Origin of the sequence: Campylobacter sp. P091, assembly GCF_002138935.1 — a bacterium.
GTDB lineage: Bacteria > Campylobacterota > Campylobacteria > Campylobacterales > Campylobacteraceae > Campylobacter > Campylobacter devanensis.
In genome coordinates this window covers 201,971-217,375 of the sequence record NZ_MJKZ01000003.1, presented here as the reverse complement: position 1 = coordinate 217,375, position 15,405 = coordinate 201,971, and the positions used below count along the sequence as shown (strand labels likewise).

Annotated in this window: 15 protein-coding genes; 4 read left to right on the top strand and 11 right to left on the bottom strand. The window is 32.6% G+C overall.

Annotation, left to right across the window (positions count from 1 at the left end):
- The first annotated feature begins 4 nt into the window (after positions 1-4).
- From CIGNP91_RS04710 to CIGNP91_RS04700, 3 genes are read left to right on the top strand one after another with little or no spacing between them, the layout of a single operon-like run.
- On the top strand, positions 5-3,115 hold the full coding sequence (locus CIGNP91_RS04710) for an ATP-binding protein (RefSeq protein WP_180383215.1): 3,111 nt from the start codon (positions 5-7) through the stop codon (positions 3,113-3,115).
- Positions 3,112-3,696, top strand: a complete 585-nt coding sequence (locus CIGNP91_RS04705; protein WP_086234063.1) for an HNH endonuclease — start codon at positions 3,112-3,114, stop codon at positions 3,694-3,696. Before CIGNP91_RS04710 ends, CIGNP91_RS04705 begins: the two co-directional genes overlap by 4 nt.
- An 11-nt stretch (positions 3,697-3,707) precedes the next feature.
- Positions 3,708-4,097, top strand: a complete 390-nt coding sequence (locus tag CIGNP91_RS04700; RefSeq protein ID WP_086234064.1) for an SMI1/KNR4 family protein — start codon at positions 3,708-3,710, stop codon at positions 4,095-4,097.
- Between the two features lie 631 nt (positions 4,098-4,728).
- On the opposite strand, the gene CIGNP91_RS04695 is transcribed toward CIGNP91_RS04700, so the two are convergent.
- From CIGNP91_RS04695 to CIGNP91_RS04650, 10 genes are all read right to left on the bottom strand, one after another.
- Positions 4,729-5,007, bottom strand: coding sequence for a GIY-YIG nuclease family protein (locus tag CIGNP91_RS04695; RefSeq protein ID WP_180383214.1), 279 nt, complete (start codon positions 5,005-5,007; stop codon positions 4,729-4,731).
- A 27-nt stretch (positions 5,008-5,034) separates the two neighbouring features.
- Positions 5,035-5,523 carry a hypothetical protein gene (locus CIGNP91_RS04690; RefSeq protein ID WP_141081099.1) on the bottom strand — a complete coding sequence of 163 codons (489 nt, stop codon included), beginning with the start codon at positions 5,521-5,523 and terminating at the stop codon, positions 5,035-5,037.
- Between the two features lie 103 nt (positions 5,524-5,626).
- Positions 5,627-6,130, bottom strand: coding sequence for an S-ribosylhomocysteine lyase (gene luxS, locus CIGNP91_RS04685; RefSeq protein ID WP_086253522.1), 504 nt, complete (start codon positions 6,128-6,130; stop codon positions 5,627-5,629).
- A gap of 39 nt (positions 6,131-6,169) precedes the next feature.
- Positions 6,170-6,658, bottom strand: a complete 489-nt coding sequence (gene fldA, locus CIGNP91_RS04680; RefSeq protein WP_086253521.1) for a flavodoxin FldA — start codon at positions 6,656-6,658, stop codon at positions 6,170-6,172.
- Positions 6,659-6,660: 2 nt separating this feature from the next.
- Positions 6,661-6,972, bottom strand: a complete 312-nt coding sequence (locus CIGNP91_RS04675) for a DUF2325 domain-containing protein (RefSeq protein ID WP_086226164.1) — start codon at positions 6,970-6,972, stop codon at positions 6,661-6,663.
- Positions 6,973-7,246: 274 nt separating this feature from the next.
- Entirely contained in the window at positions 7,247-8,092 is an 846-nt protein-coding gene (locus CIGNP91_RS04670; protein ID WP_086253520.1) for a 1-aminocyclopropane-1-carboxylate deaminase, read from the bottom strand.
- Entirely contained in the window at positions 8,082-9,068 is a 987-nt protein-coding gene (locus CIGNP91_RS04665; protein WP_086253519.1) for an OmpA family protein, read from the bottom strand. The genes CIGNP91_RS04670 and CIGNP91_RS04665 overlap by 11 nt, the downstream gene beginning before the upstream one ends.
- Positions 9,068-10,429, bottom strand: a complete 1,362-nt coding sequence (locus CIGNP91_RS04660) for a MotA/TolQ/ExbB proton channel family protein (RefSeq protein WP_086245940.1) — start codon at positions 10,427-10,429, stop codon at positions 9,068-9,070. Before CIGNP91_RS04660 ends, CIGNP91_RS04665 begins: the two co-directional genes overlap by 1 nt.
- Positions 10,430-10,518: 89 nt before the next feature.
- Positions 10,519-11,583, bottom strand: a complete 1,065-nt coding sequence (gene fbaA, locus CIGNP91_RS04655; RefSeq protein ID WP_086253518.1) for a class II fructose-bisphosphate aldolase — start codon at positions 11,581-11,583, stop codon at positions 10,519-10,521.
- A 12-nt stretch (positions 11,584-11,595) separates the two neighbouring features.
- The gene (locus tag CIGNP91_RS04650) at positions 11,596-12,408 is read right to left on the bottom strand and encodes a peptidylprolyl isomerase (protein WP_086232913.1); all 813 of its coding nucleotides are present in this window, start codon (positions 12,406-12,408) and stop codon (positions 11,596-11,598) included.
- A gap of 111 nt (positions 12,409-12,519) precedes the next feature.
- Between CIGNP91_RS04650 and nth the strand changes: the two genes are divergently transcribed.
- Positions 12,520-13,143: an endonuclease III gene (gene nth, locus CIGNP91_RS04645; protein ID WP_086228243.1), complete on the top strand. Its 624-nt coding sequence runs from the start codon at positions 12,520-12,522 to the stop codon at positions 13,141-13,143.
- 22 nt (positions 13,144-13,165) lie between these two features.
- Here the strand turns inward: nth and CIGNP91_RS04640 are convergent, their stop codons facing one another.
- Positions 13,166-15,184 carry a motility associated factor glycosyltransferase family protein gene (locus CIGNP91_RS04640; RefSeq protein ID WP_086253517.1) on the bottom strand — a complete coding sequence of 673 codons (2,019 nt, stop codon included), beginning with the start codon at positions 15,182-15,184 and terminating at the stop codon, positions 13,166-13,168.
- Positions 15,185-15,405: the final 221 nt, after the last annotated feature.

Here is a 15,405-nt window from a genome sequence, read left to right as displayed (position 1 = left end):
AATGATGAATGATGTAGTGCTAACAAAAGAAAACTCAATGTTAGAAAAAGCATTTGAAAATGCTGATATTGCGCTTAGTAAGTCGTATTTGTCAAATCTAACAAATGGTGAAGTTTTATCTATAAAAACAAATAGCAATGATGTAAACTCGGTTGTTAGGTTTTTTAGTATAGGACAAATTATCACAAATAAAAGTGAAAATATGAGAGATAAACTCTCTAATGTTTTTCACTCTGTTTGGAACGCAAATGGCTCTATTTTGTTGTTAATAAAAGGCAAAAAAGATAGCACAGAAATTTATATGGGAATAAAAAATGTGTTATTTGATGATAGCGATGATGGTATAAACCACACTACACTTTTATCAGAAATTCTAGAAAATAATTTAAAAGCAAATTTCCCTGGAACAAAATCTGAGCTAATAAGAAAACCAAAAGTTGAAGAGTTGCTAAGAGATATTAGCAACTCTTCAACTGTGGCTTCTGTCTCAGATATAGCAGCCTTACAAAGCGAAGAAGAAAATAAAGATAGAGTATTTATCCAAGGCATAGAAAAGCTAATTGATGCTATGAATGGAGATGAATATACTATGCTTTTAATAGCTGATCCAGTTAGTCAAAATGATTTAAAAATGGCAAAATTAGCATTAGAAAGTCAATATTCTCAATTAGTGCCATTTAGCGAAGTTCAAATTACACTTGGTGAAAATGCTTCAGTGGCTGCTGGTGAGACATTAACAAAATCTTATACAAAAACACTAAGCGAAGGTGTAACAAATACTATAACACATACTTCTGGGACAAGCAAAAATATAAGCAGAAGTGGAACAGCCATAGGTGCTAGCATGGGAGCTGGAGCTGGAGCTGTTATTGGAAGCGCTGTACCTGTAGTCGGCACAATTTTAGGTGGTGCTGTTGGTGGCGCTATCGGTGGTGTTTTGGGTACTCTTACATATGGTGATAGGAGCGAAGGCACAAATGAATCAGATAGCATAGCTAAAGCTACCACTACGACAACTAGCACGACAGAAGGCAACTCGGAATCAAAAAGCAAAACAATTACCTTAGGAAAATCAAAAGGTGTCCAAATCAAAACGGAAAATCATTCTATAAAAAGAATGCTAGAAAAGATAGATGAAACACTAAAAAGACTTGATGAATGTTCTGATATAGGTATGTGGAACTGTGCTATGTATTGTATAAGCGATAGTGAATATGTATCTAGATTAGCAGCTAGCACTTATCAATCTTTAATCCGCGGTAAAAATTCATCATTAGAAAATGGTGCTATAAATATATGGCGTGATGATGGCAAAGATAAAATCATGCCTTATTTAACTCACATGTGCCACCCAAAAATAAGGGTTAATGAGCTAGAAGTTACACCTGGAACATTAGTAAGTAGTTTGGAGCTTGCTATCCATGCTGGATTGCCAAATAAATCTATAGCTGGAATTCCAGTTATAGAATGCGCTGAGTTTGGTAGAACAGTATCATCTTATGATACACAAAATAGTGGATCTAAAATAGAGCTAGGAAAAATATTTCATATGCATAGCGAAGAAGAATTGCTAGTTAATTTATCAGCAAAAAGCCTTTGCTCACATACATTTATTACAGGTTCTACTGGTAGTGGCAAATCAAATACTGTGTATAAAATTCTAGAAAATTTACCTAGTGATGTGAAATTTCTAGTTGTTGAACCAGCTAAAGGGGAATACAAAAATGTATTTGGCAGCAAAGCAAAAGTATATGGCACAAATCCTAGTCTAACTGAGCTTTTAAAAATAAATCCATTTTCTTTCCCAAAAGAAATACATGTTTTAGAACACATTGATAGACTAATAGAAATATTTAATGTTTGCTGGCCTATGTATGCAGCTATGCCAGCTGTGCTAAAAGACGCAGTTGAAAAATCATATGAAGACGCTGGCTGGGATCTCACAAACAACACAAATGCTTATGGTGAAAATCTATATCCAGAATTCTCAGATGTAGCAAGAAATATCAAAAGCATCATAGACTCATCAGAGTATAATGCTGAAAATAAAGGTGCTTATAAAGGCTCATTGCTTACTAGATTAAAGTCACTAACAAATGGGCTAAATGGGCTAATTTTTAACCGTGATGAAATATCTAGCGAAGAACTTTTTGATAAAAATGTTATAGTAGATCTTAGCAGAGTAGGCTCTACTGAGACTAAATCTCTTATCATGGGTATTCTTGTGCTAAAACTACAAGAATACCGCATGTCTAATACTAATGGTATGAACTCAGATTTAAAACATATCACAGTGCTAGAAGAAGCACATAACCTACTAAAACGCACTAGCACAGAGCAAAGCAGTGAAAGCGCAAATCTAATAGGTAAATCAGTAGAAATGCTAACAAATGCAATAGCTGAGATGAGAACATACGGCGAAGGCTTTATCATAGCAGATCAAGCACCAGCACTGCTAGATATGGCAGTAATCCGCAATACTAATACAAAAATCATCATGCGCCTACCAGACCAAGACGATAGAGAGCTAGTAGGCAAAGCAGCAAATCTAAATGATGACCAAATCACCGAACTAGCCAAACTGCCTTGTGGCGTGGCTGCTGTGTATCAAAATGAATGGATTGAACCTGTGCTGTGTAAAATTGGTGTAGCTGAGAGTAAAAGCGGTACTTATGAGTGCGATAGAACAACTAAAACAAAAGATGAGTCAGATACTGGTGGAATTAAAATTAAAATAGCAGATCTTTTGTGCAAAGGTATAAAAGCTAGCAAAGAAGAATTAGTAAAAGACCTTGATAAACTAGAGCTAAAATCTAGCATTAGAGTAGAAATTCTAAAATATCTACAAAATCCACCAAAAGAAGCTAGTGTTTTACGGCTTGCGCCAATTATGTCAGAATTATTTCCAGTAGCAAAAAGGGCTTTTATGGAATCTTATAAAGCTTTTGTGTCCGATACAAAACAATGGTCTATAGCTACAGATAATGCTTTAGCAATAGAGATTGATGAGCTACGAAGAAAGATTAGACAGTGTATTATTACTGACTATATATGTAATGATGTAGGCGAAGTATCTCAGCTTGAAAAATGGAGTTTTGATGGAGGTAGAATATGATGATGGAAATAGCCAAAGCTGCTCTTAAAACCACTGAGACCCCTAGCTCTTTTAATCCTGATAAAATGTTAGACTCAAATAAGGAATTAACAAAAAACTTTAATGAAACAGGTAACAGAAAGAGTTTTAATCCGGATAAAATGTTGGAGTCGAATGAAAAAAACTGTATAAAATGTCGCAATGAAGATTTGGCTGGGCAAGAACATCCTCAAACTGGTGTACCCTTTAAGGAAAAAACAGTTACTGATGAAAATGGCAATGAAATAAAAGGTGTTTTCCCTGAATTTAAATCTGTATTTGATGCTCAATTGCCTGATGAGTTAGAACAAGCTAGCGATAGCGAGCAATTTAAAGAGTGTAATAAACAGTTGCAAGAAGCTATAGAAAATAATCCAGAATTAGTCAGTAAGTTTACTGACGAACAGCTTGAGCAGGTCAAAAATGGGGATACGCCTGATGGCTACACTTGGCATCATAATGAAGAAAAAGGTAAAATGCAGTTAGTGGATTCTGAAATACATGCCAAAACAGGACACACCGGCGGTAAAGCTATTTGGGGTGGTGGTTCTGAAAATAGATAAAAGGAGATAAAATGGAATGGAAATATGTAAAAAATACGACTATTGATAGAATTTTGGAAGTTGAAAAACAATATAATATCAAATTGCCAGAAGATTTGAAGCAGTGCATCTTAAGTTATAATAATGGTCGTCCTAGTTATAATATTTTTGATACACAAAAAACAAAGAATAGAACAATAAAAAAACTTCTTTCTTACAATAAAGAAGACAAAGAAAATATTTTCACTTTTGTTAATATTATTAGAGAAGAAAACAAAAATTGTTTCCCTATCGCAATTGATGAGTTTGGCAATTTTATCTGCCTTCAAGATAATAAGATAGTATTGTGGTTACATGAAACAGCTAGTGTAGAGTTTATAGCAAATTCTTTTAATGAATTTTTGGAGCTTTTGCACAAATAAATTCTAATCTTACTATAAAATTAAAACTTTATTTTTAGATTTTTTGTCTGTAGTAACTTCTAAGATATGTATTTTAATAAATTTACTGATATTATCAGTAAATTTATTTTTTGATAAGATTTTTTTGATTTATGGGTATGAAGTATCAAATAAATTTATTTTTTTAAGAAATTTGAAATTTTAAAGAAATTTATTTTTCTGTTTAGTGAATTTAAAATATTAAAAATATTTCTTTTTTTAAGTAGGAAGGGTGCGCTTTTTGGCAGATGAGTAGCGTGACAGCAAAAACGGTGTAAATCATCGTTTGCGACGCTACGAAAGATAGCAACAACCTTGGCTTTCTCCCTTAACACCCCCCCCCCCAACCCCCTGGAAAAGCCTTTTAAAGTTGCTGTGCTGGGCGCAGATTTATACCATTTTTATCAAAACTCTTCGAGCTTTAATAAAAATGATTTTTGGGGTTAATATAAATTTGAATTTCATTTGTGAGTTATAAATTTTATTAAAATTTTTGTGGTTTTATGAATTTGAAATATCAAAGAAATTTGGATTTTGGATTGATTTTAGGTTTTTGGTGTGAAAATGGGGGGGGCTAGAATTAAAATAATTTTAAATTCTAGCTTAAGAGCAGTTAATTGCCGTTATATCCGAAGTCTGTGCGAGTTAATAAAACTTCTTTCCAAAAGCTTTCTCTATTTATTATTATTTCATCATCTATGCTAGATTTAAAAATCTCTAAAATTGAATATTTAAAGTTTTCTTTTATATACTCAAAATCTAGTGGCTTTAAAAGCTTATTTCCGCCATGTCCATTTGCTATATAGTTACGCCAACGCCCAAGCAACATATTATCGCCATACGCTGAGCCTACATATTTTTTGCCAGTTTTGGTATCTACTATTAGGTACACAGCTTTTTGATTTTCCAAGGCTGTTTTTCATGCAGGTGTTTCTATAAGGCTTTCAAGCTCTCTCCAAGTTACATTTACATTATCATAGCCTGGGAATTCTGCTTTTATCACCTCTCTTTTGAGCTCTAAAACCTCTAAATTATTTAGGCAAGTTTCGAGATTTGGATAGCTTTGGCGGAAATCTTTTTTAAAGCCAACTACGAGCTTACCTATAAATTCAGCGCCGATATCGGTTAGCTTTGTGTTATATTTATAAAGCTCTCTATCTGCTTCTTTTACTGTGCCAGCTACACCCAAACTTTCATATATACCTACAAATAGCCACTCATCTTTATTTAAATAGCATAATGAAAGTATATATTTGCGACCAAAGTTCTTTTGAGTTTGGTGGTTTTGGTAATCACTAAATTTCCCACTAAAAAATTCATTTAATGGCAATTGCGCATCTCTACCTTGCCCGCCAATAGCACAATGGACTTTAAACTCGTTTTGATTTTCAGCTAAAAAAGGCAACAAATTTGATAATTTTATTTTTACTCCTTTTAAGCTTGATTTTGTATTTAAGCTTCATCTGCGTTTAGATGCCATATCTAAACGCAGATGAATGTGAAATTAGAGATTACTTAATTTTATTAAGATCTAATTTTATAGCTTCATTATCGATGTGGCTAATGGTTGAATTTAGGATATTTTGCGCTATCTCTTTGGCTTCATCTAGAGAGTGCATTTTGTATGTTCCACATTGAAATTTGTTTAATTCTGGGATATCGCTTTGACTTTTTACAGATAGGATATCATGCATAGATAGTCGCCAAGCTTCGATAACATCATCTATTTTAGGCGTTCCGATGAGACTCATATAAAATCCGGTTCTACAACCCATCGGCGATATATCTATGATTTCAACACTATTTGAATTTAGATGATCTCTCATAAAACCCGCAAAAAGATGCTCTAGCGTGTGAATTCCACGCTCTGGCAAGATATCTACATTTGGCTTACAAAATCTCAAATCAAAAACACTGATATCATCGCCTTTTGGGGTTTTCATCACCTTAGCAAGTCTAACGCCTGGGGCGTTCATAATAGTATGATCTACGCAAAAACTATCAAGTAGCGGCATATTTAATCCTTTATAATTTTTGCGTAATTGTATCAAAAATTAACTGAAATTTGCTCTGATTTGGTCGCACCAATTTGAAATTCTAGAATCAACTTCATCACCATAATTATCAAAATCAAGCGCCAAGCCTACAAATCCACCATCTTTAGCTGCTCTTGACTCTTTAAAATCATATTTTGGAGCCTCTGTAGCACCTACGATATTTGCGCCTAATTCTGTGCATTTTTCAAACAAAATACCCAAAGCGTCGCAATATGTATCATCATAGCTAGAGCTATCACCAACGCCAAATAAAGCAACTGTTTTGCCACTTAAGCTTAGCTCAGAAAAGTCAAAAGCATCCATATCATCTTGTAAATCACCGCTTCCCCAAGTTGATGAGCCGATTATTAATTTATCAAATCCATTAATCTCATCTGCTGAAGTATCAGATATATTTAAAACTGTATCGATACCTAAATTTGCTGCGATTTTATTCGCTGCTTCTTCTGCGTTTCCCATTGAACTACCAAAAATTACTGCTGTCATATTTACCTTTCACATTTAAATTCACGATCTAAGCCAAAAACTTTACAATATTCGCAATAGACACAACTCACGCTTCTTTTAGCGCAAACTAGCTTGATATTGCGTTTTTTGGCTTGAGTTTTAATCTTTTTCATCGTGTTATGATTTAAAAAACTAGTTAGCATTACAACGCATTCTACCTCTTGAGGTATGGGCTTGCGATTTACTCTATTTTCGTTTCTCGCATCCCAATGCTCTATCTTGCTAACGCCTAAACCTTGTAAAACTGCCCTAATCGGTGCTATCTCATCTGCGCCTATTACTAATACTGACATCTCTTGCCTTTGTAGTATTTTTGATAATTGTTATTATAATCTAGCTATTATAAATTTTAGCTTATTTTGATTATAATTATCAAAAATATTTTTAAAAGCTCTTTTTTTAGCACCATAAAAAGATTAAATTCAAATTTATATAAAATTATAATTGATAAATAATATCAACTATACTACCTTATTCCTCCTTATTTTATCTTATTTAATTAAGAGCTAAATGATACGATTTAGCTAAAAAAGTATATCTAAAATATAATAACTAAATATAAATTCATTAATTAAATTTTCGTTTATACCTATCTAAAAGCGTAATATTTCCTAATATTCCACCCTGATGAATGTATAAAATTTCATTTTGAAATTTATCTAAATTATTCATCAAAGTAAGCCACCCTACTCCATCATACAGTAATTCAAACTCTATATTGCTATCTAAAAGCTCTTTATATATCTCATAAATTTCAAGATACAACTTACCAAAATGATATTTTTTAGGTGGATTTAATATCTTAACCTTATTAAATGGATCAAGGGTTGAAATTTGCTCTTTTAAATACTTCGCATCACCTACACAAGGCACGCTCCAAACTGCCATATCATCTAAATTTTTTGCCAAAAATGCCGCACTACACCCTGTCCCACTAGGCAAAAATATATCAAATTTTATGCCATTTTTTTTGGCAAAATCCATAATTATCTTAGCTTGCTCTTTAAATCCAAGCTCGGCTTCGCTCATTGCTACACCCTCAGGAATGAAAAGATCTGTACTTGATTTACATTCATCTTGAGCTGATTTTGATGGGTTAGCACTTATTTTAATATCCATACCATTTTTTAATGCGTAAGCATAATTTCCACATGGATTATTTAATAAAAAATCACAAATATGATTGGTAAAATATATAAATTTAACTCCACGCATTTTAGCCAAAAGACTAATAGAATACATAGCATTTGACTGGCTTGAGCCATATGAAATTATGCGATTTATGTGGTTTAAATTTGAGTTTAGCAAAAAGGCAAGCTTTCTAGCTTTATTACCATTAAACTCGCCACCTATTAAATCATCTCGCAAAACCCAAAATCTACGCCCTCTAAAGTAGATTGGTTCAATTGACACGCTGATTTAAAACCTTATCAATGAAATATTTAGGATCTTGTAAATCAAATTTAATTTTTATTCTAAAGCTTGCTACTGGGTCTTCTAGACCATCTTTTAATATTGGCTCACTATTACTTTTTCCAATAGAAACCAAATATCTACTTAAACTTTCATTTTTATAAATTGCGTAGGCAAATTTCATAATCTCTAACGCTCGTTTTTGGGATAAATCTAGATTATGCATATATCCACCATCGCTATCTGTATGACATTCAATGATAATTTTATCGATATTTTGCACTACTTCAGAACTTAGCATATGATCTAAATATACCTTAAAAATTCGGCGTAGGTCAAATTTGGCATCATCCCTAATAACTGATGAGTTAATGTTAAAAATCTTTGCTGCATCCATAGTAATCTCAGCAGTTTTAGGATCTATCTGCGCCATATTTACTAGCTTAGACTTAAGAGATAAAGCGATATTTTCTCTAATTTTTGTATAGTTTTCTAAGCTGCTTTTATAATTTTGTAAGTCGTTTTCAATAACATCTATTTGAATATCTCGCTGATTGATTTGATTATTTAGATCGCTTATTAACTCCTCTTGCTTATTAATATGTGCTGTTAGTTCATCATTTTTTAAACTAATCACATCCAAGCTATTATTTATAGTTGATGTTGCTTTACTTAGTTCTTTATTTAAATTTAAATAAAGCTGCTCAATATTATTACTATCAGGATTTGATTTTAGTTGCTCAATAAAGTTTTTAATGCTCTCGTGCTTTTTATTTAACTCCTTATTTGCAGCATTTAAAGAAGCGATATTATCATTTAAATCCTTTTGGAGGTATGCTAAATTTGAAGCAGAGATGGAGTATCGTACAACTACTACCCCAACTACTAAAACAAAGATAAAAAATAACCCTGTTATAAGTCCAATATAGCTAAGCCAAAAGCTTGATCTCTCATCATTTGATATATTAATTCTCATCAATCTTTCTTCTCATCACTTGATTTTGATTCTTCTTCATCTGATTTTAAGATAGTTTCAAAGTCAGTTTTTTCTAGCATCTCTAGGGCGATATTTGCTTCATTATCTATCTCTTGGATACTTTTTTTAAGCTCTTCAACAATAACAGTACTACTATCTTTACCTACGCTCTCCTCATCAAATGCATCTTTAAATGCTTGCATACCATCGACAATAGCAATCTTAAACCCATCTAAAGCAAGCTGCTGCTTCTCAAGAATATTTACACTAAACTCCTCTAGCGATCTTTCAAATTTGATGATATTCATACCTAGATTATAAACAGTTTTATCAAGCTTTGCAACTTTCTCATCGCTAATGCTTTGCAGCCTTGCATAACTCTCGCTCCATCTAATTTGTAACTCTTTTATATTGCTATTGAATAAATTTAAAACATTAATAATTTCAGCATGAATCTTAATCATATCTTTTTGATCTCTTTGTGATCTTATTAACATATCCATTGTCTGTTTAATATGCTCACCACTTACTTTTACAGCTTCCTCTTCGGTCTGTAAAAGCTTAGTAAAATTATCAAATTTTTTCTGCACAACATTATCAAGCTCTTTGAAAAATTCTTGTTTACTAACATAATCAAATATCACTCCAATTTTCTCAAAGCTACCTAATGTCTCTTGCATATATCTTTTTTGAATCTCATCAGAAGTCCAAAAAAACGACATCGTAGCATTCTTTTGTCTAGCAATTAGTCTCTCAAATCTACTAATGCCATATCTCTCAAAAAATATCCACCAAAGCGCTAAAAATATCCCATAAGCACATAGATAAAAAGATGCCCCAATACCTGCAAATAATTTAGTAATCTCACTCTCTAAACTAAGCATATCAGCCGAGCTTAAAACCGGCATAGATATCCCAATACTCACAAATGTCCCAAAAACTCCAAGCATAGGAAAAACTCCAGTCGCCACAGTTGCAAAGTTGTCATTTCGCACATCTTTAGAGTATCTAGAAGCAAATTCATCAAAGCTGCCATTTGATTTTCTCTCCTTACCAATTGTAAGTAGAGTTTTGATGATATAATTTTTTAGCTCTTTTTTAAATATATCTTTTTTTTGTTCAAATAGACAACACCCAAGCTCAGCACTATGTCTAGCAAAAGCTAATGCTACAACAAGCATAAGCCCCATAATAATAACAATATCAAGTCCAACTTTAAATTTTATAATATCAAAATAGCACAGTATACACATTATATATACCAAAATCGGTACTAATACAATTTTAAAATATACAAATTTACTCTGTCTATTTCCGCTTTCAGGCAGATATATCTCGCCAAGCTCGCTCTCTTTTTCCATTTAAATTTCCTTTTAATTACACTAAGATTAACCATCAAAGATAGCTAAGCTTAAAGTAATTTAGCCAAAGATATCTTTGGCTAAATAATTTAATTTTTATTAATACAGTTTAAATCCTCAAAAGCTTCTAAAAGTCTTTTTACCATACTTTCTTCGCCTTCTCTTAGCCATTTTCTAGGATCATAATATTTTTTATTTGGCTTATCGCTACCTTCTGGGTTTCCTATTTGACCTTGCAAATAGTCATGATTTTTAGCCTCATATCCACGCACACCATCCCAAAATGCCCACTGAGTATCAGTATCGATATTCATCTTAATCACACCGTAGCTTACTGCTGCTTTAATATCAGCTAACTCGCTACCGCTGCCACCATGAAATACAAAATTTACTGGTTTATTGCTAGTTGTGTTAAATTTGGCTTTGATATATTCTTGAGAATTTTTAAGAATCTCTGGACGAAGCACAACATTACCGGGTTTATAGACACCATGCACATTACCAAAACTTGCAGCTATGCTAAATTTATCACTAATCTTGCCAAGTCTTTCGTATGCTATGGATACATCTTCAGGCTGAGTGTATAAAAGCGCATTATCTACATTTGTATTATCCACTCCATCTTCTTCACCGCCAGTTACACCAAGTTCAATCTCAAGTGCTATGCCAAGGTCGCTTAGAGTTTTTAAATACTCTTGACAAGTAGCCAAATTCTCTTCTAATGGCTCTTCGCTTAGATCTAGCATATGTGAGCTAAATAGAGGAACTTTGCAACTTTTAATATTTTCGCGACTAGCCTCTATAAGAGAATCAATCCACGGTAAAAGCTTTCTAGCAGCATGATCAGTATGTAAAACCACAGGAATTCCATATGCTTGAGCTAGTAGATGAACCTGTTTAGCTCCAGCTATAGCGCCAAGTACATCACCATTTGGGCAAGCCTTACCAGCGTAATAGCTTGCGCCACCATTACTAAATTGTACTATAACAGGCGAATTTGCTTTTTTGGCTGCTTCCATTACTGCATTTATAGAGTGACTTCCTACGACATTAACTGCTGGAATTGCAAAGCCTTCACTTTTAGCATACTCATATAACTTGCTAAGATCCTCACCCCAGACTACGCCAGGTTTAACGATATTTGTTACTCCCATATCATACCCCTATTATTTGTATTCTATTTTTGCACCTTGTCTTAGTTCGTTCATTTTGTCTTGCATTACAGTTCTAAATTTTTCACTTCTTAATTGCTCTTCTATGTTCTTTTTAACTTTATCATATGATACTGTTGTTTTAGCTTTTGAATCCTCTTTTAAGATTACATGATATCCAAATTCACTCTTAACTGGTTTTATAGTGATTGTTCCATTTTTTAGAGCAAATGCAGCCTTGCTAAATGCAGGAACCATTCTTGACTCATCAAACCAACCTAGCTCGCCACCATTCATAGCACTACCTTTGTCTATTGATTTAGTTTTAGCTAGTTCGCTAAATTTAGCTGTTAATGCATCACCTTTTAAACCTTTTAATTGAGCGATTATATCTTCAGCCTCTTTTTGAGTACCCACTAAGATATGTTTTGCTTTTGCTTGAGCTGGACTGACAAAAATTGTATCTTTATTTTTATCATAAAATGCTTTTACATCAGCTTCAGAGATTTTTACTTTTTTATATTCATTTTGTGTCCAAACATTTCTTAAAACATTGTCTTGGCTAAATTCAAGAGCTTCTTTATACTCTTTTGTTTTTTCAACACCATCTTTTTTAGCTTGTTCTAAAATCAATTGACCATTAATAGCCATATCTATTAATTGTTTTTTCATTTGATCTGGAATTTTATCAAAATCTGCACCATGCGCACCAAGTAGTGGAGCTAAATCTTTATCAGTAATCTCCTCACCATTTACAGTTGCTAAAACCGCTGCATTTAAACTCATAGTAGCAGCTAAGCTAAGAGCTAGAAATAGACCTTTTTTCATCTGTTTTCCTTCAGTATTAAATTTTTAAAATAAGTCCAGTATTATACTATAAATTTGATTATATCTTATTGAATTTAGATTATGTTTTTTATATTTTGTTATAATTAAAACATGAGAAGTAAAAAAGATATAAATGAGATAAAAGCGCTATTTTTAGAGCATTTTAGCGGAGCAAAGACTGAGTTAAATTTTAAAAATCTATATGAGCTTTTAGTAGCTGTAATGCTCTCAGCCCAATGCACTGATAAAAGAGTAAATTTAATCACACCAGCACTATTTGAGGCTTATCCAGACGCACATTCACTTGCTAAAGCAAATTTATCAAGTCTAAAACTGCTAATAAATAGTTGTAGCTTTTTTAACAATAAAGCTATAAATTTAATCAAAATGGCAAATTCGGTTATTAGCGAATTTGGCGGAGAGATTCCATTAGATGAAAAAAGCTTAGTAAAACTTGCTGGCGTAGGACAAAAGACAGCTCATGTAGTACTTATTGAGTATCAAAATGCAAATTTAATGGCAGTTGATACCCATGTTTTTCGTGTCTCGCATAGACTTGGGCTTAGCAAAGCTAAAACGCCAGAAGCTACTGAGATAGATTTGGTTAAAGCTTTTAAAACTGAGCTTAATACTTTACATCAAGCAATGGTACTACATGGACGCTACACATGCAAAGCACTCAAACCAAAGTGTAATGAGTGCTTTTTAAATCACATTTGCAAGGCTAAAATTTAGCTACTAGACTAGCTTTGCAAAGCTAGGATTTATTCTCTTCATCCCAGCTTTGCAGTGACTCTTTCATTGTATCTCTAGCAGCTTCAATCATTCCAGCAAGACTAAAGAAATAGTATCCATGCTGCCTTACATACTCAAATATCTTTTTATCTTTATCATTTTTGGTGCGTTCAGGTTTTACCATTAATTCGCCAAATTCCATCTCTTGATGAATACAAAAGTTACTTGCTACATGGTAATAAACAGTATCAAAAACCTCATCGTTCTTAAAGTTATTTTTAAATCTATCAATTCTCTCTTTTAATTCATAAAATTTAGGATAATGAGGCTCTTTGCCACGAGAGATATCACGATTAGCATTTTCTACAGCTTTGCTAATCTTTTTAAATAACTCTTCACAAAGCTTTTGCTTTTCTAGACCATATTTGATCAGATTTTCTACTAATGCCTTTTGATGTTTTATTACTGCTTTTGATTCTTCAAGACTAATTGGCTCAGGCTTGATTACTGTTTTAATACTATTTTCGGCCAATATTTCATCTACTAATTCACTAAATGGCTTTTCTATCATTCCATGAATTCTAGCTCCACCTTCAGTAGCGTTATAGACTTTAAATGCATAATCATAATGAGTTGGCTCCATCATAGATTCAAAATACCCACGGAAGAAATTCCAAACATCAGTAGTTTTTACTTCACCATCTCCACCGTACGCTATGGCAGTTTGTGGTCTTTGTCTAGCATTTGGATTAATTGTTATAGTACCATCTTCTTTTATATAATTTTCAAATATATTTCCCTTAGCATGGCTAGCTCCATCTTTACCAAAGGCAAGGTCTTGACCGATAAATATAATTCTTTCGCATTTAAGTCTAAGAGCCATATCAAGAGCAAAGTGTGCTGAGCTAGGCCCTTTACACATAAATGGAATCTCATCTTTTAAGATAAACTCAAATCTAATTGGCCTATGAGCATAAGTGCGATTTCGCCCTTCTAAATTTTTGCTAGTTTGGGGATGCGTAAGAGATGCTGCTATAAATATTATATTATCATCAAACTGGCTTGGCTGGCTTTGGAAAAACTCGCTAGTCTTCTCTACTCTCTCCATTGTAGTTACAAAATCAGGCTTAATACCATTTATCTTAAGCACATGATATGAAGCATCTGGAATTAAAATTAATGCGTGTGGAGCAACCTTTCTTAAAAGCTCAATCTGCTTATTTAGACTTGGACCAGTAGAGGCTATGATAGCTGTCTTATTTTTGCCTTTATTTAATTCAATTATATCTTTTAACTGAATTCCGCTATAAATATGAGGCATATTTGCCACAACATGTTTGATACCAAGTAAATTATCGTAAGCATCATTACCCATATTTAGAATCATTTTAGATGATAATTCTATAAGTTTTTTATTGATTTTTTGTGCTATTTGGCCATAATTTTTAGCATAATAATCACTATAAACATGAAAATCATAATTTCTAATATTTGCTACAACTGCTGGATAATGGCATAACACTTCCATTTGACCACTTCTAAAATAATCTGGATGAACCACGATAAATCTCTCATTAAATATATCAGCACCAAAATCACAAAGATTAAATGCTATAAATATAATCTCAATCTCTGGTTCAAATACTATAATCTTTTCATGGGTTTGGTTTTGTAGTAATTTGGTATAAAAATTTCCATTTCCAAGTCCAAAGAAAAATAGCGATGGATATAGCGCATATTCATCTTTAAATTTTTCCAACATAGCATTTGTATGAGCTGCTGGAGACTCAGTATAAATTGGCTCTTTAAGCTCGGTATTTATTATATTTATATCCAAATTTGTCTTACCAGCAAATACATCAAATTTAGTATTGCTTTTTAAATCATACACAGCCTTAGCTAATCTAAAATTTATGGCACTAAGTGCTACAATATTTTTTATAAAATTTGATGGAGTACCCTCGGCTTTAAATCTAGCCTCTAATTCACGCTGAAACTCTTCAAATGCCTGCGCTTCAGCCTCTTTGTCATAATTTTGCATATATCTCCTTCGTGCTTTTTAGCATTATACTAAATTTTATCTTAAGTATCATAAGATTACTGCTTTAAAAAGTCAAATTTAAAAAAGTTATTCACTGTTTTTTCACTATGTGAAAATCTAGTCAAATACCTATTAATTCGAGCTTTAAACCTTATTTAATCACAGATTAAATTATATAAATTTAACTATTAATGTGAATTTAAATCAATATGTGAATAAAT

Bases quoted from the DNA above. Each gene is read 5' to 3' on its own strand.
- CIGNP91_RS04665 (WP_086253519.1), bottom strand. From the start codon at position 9,068: ATGAGAATTAATATATCAAATGATGAGAGATCAAGCTTTTGGCTTAGC.
- nth (WP_086228243.1), top strand. From the start codon at position 12,520: ATGAGAAGTAAAAAAGATATAAATGAGATAAAAGCGCTATTTTTAGAG.
- CIGNP91_RS04675 (WP_086226164.1), bottom strand. From the start codon at position 6,972: ATGTCAGTATTAGTAATAGGCGCAGATGAGATAGCACCGATTAGGGCA.
- luxS (WP_086253522.1), bottom strand. From the start codon at position 6,130: ATGCCGCTACTTGATAGTTTTTGCGTAGATCATACTATTATGAACGCC.
- CIGNP91_RS04660 (WP_086245940.1), bottom strand. From the start codon at position 10,429: ATGGAAAAAGAGAGCGAGCTTGGCGAGATATATCTGCCTGAAAGCGGA.
- CIGNP91_RS04700 (WP_086234064.1), top strand. From the start codon at position 3,708: ATGGAATGGAAATATGTAAAAAATACGACTATTGATAGAATTTTGGAA.
- fbaA (WP_086253518.1), bottom strand. From the start codon at position 11,583: ATGGGAGTAACAAATATCGTTAAACCTGGCGTAGTCTGGGGTGAGGAT.
- CIGNP91_RS04705 (WP_086234063.1), top strand. From the start codon at position 3,112: ATGATGATGGAAATAGCCAAAGCTGCTCTTAAAACCACTGAGACCCCT.
- fldA (WP_086253521.1), bottom strand. From the start codon at position 6,658: ATGACAGCAGTAATTTTTGGTAGTTCAATGGGAAACGCAGAAGAAGCA.
- CIGNP91_RS04650 (WP_086232913.1), bottom strand. From the start codon at position 12,408: ATGAAAAAAGGTCTATTTCTAGCTCTTAGCTTAGCTGCTACTATGAGT.
- CIGNP91_RS04640 (WP_086253517.1), bottom strand. From the start codon at position 15,184: ATGCAAAATTATGACAAAGAGGCTGAAGCGCAGGCATTTGAAGAGTTT.
- CIGNP91_RS04710 (WP_180383215.1), top strand. From the start codon at position 5: ATGAATGATGTAGTGCTAACAAAAGAAAACTCAATGTTAGAAAAAGCA.